This window comes from Paenibacillus maysiensis (assembly GCF_000520815.1).
Taxonomy (GTDB): domain Bacteria; phylum Bacillota; class Bacilli; order Paenibacillales; family Paenibacillaceae; genus Paenibacillus; species Paenibacillus maysiensis.
Window position 1 is genome coordinate 1 of the sequence record NZ_ASRY01000280.1, and the last position, 419, is coordinate 419.

The 419-nt window shown below is 43.0% G+C and carries 1 protein-coding gene; it reads right to left on the reverse strand.

What is annotated here, in order from left to right:
- The coding region (locus L696_RS31025) for a hypothetical protein (protein ID WP_162472198.1) at positions 1-419 on the reverse strand (419 nt) is incomplete at both ends.

The following is a 419-nucleotide window of genomic DNA, read 5'->3' on the forward strand; positions in this document are numbered from 1 at the left end:
TTCTGACCGCTTACATTCCCTTTTGCATTGTAAAAAGTATACCTGTGTGATAAAAGCTTCCCTTGCTCTGTACCTTCATAGTTTTTCAGTTCATACAATTGGCCCTCTGCTTTATAGGTTCGAACTGTCGTTCCGGTTTTTCCTTCACTGATTTTGCTAACCGTCTGAACAGGTTGTACCCAGAAAAAAGGCTCATTAGAGGTTTTATACGTATGAACCGTCTCCGATCCCGTACTTTGGGATATTTTCAAAGGAAGACCATATTCATTGTAGTCATAGGAGGTCGTTACAGGTTCTGATGGAGAACCGCCCTCCGTATAGGACTCTCGCATTTGCACAGGCAAATTCCAGTTCACAGCATCATTATACGTATAATCCACATGATAGCCGGTAGAATCCCCCTCTTGATCATAGCGGCT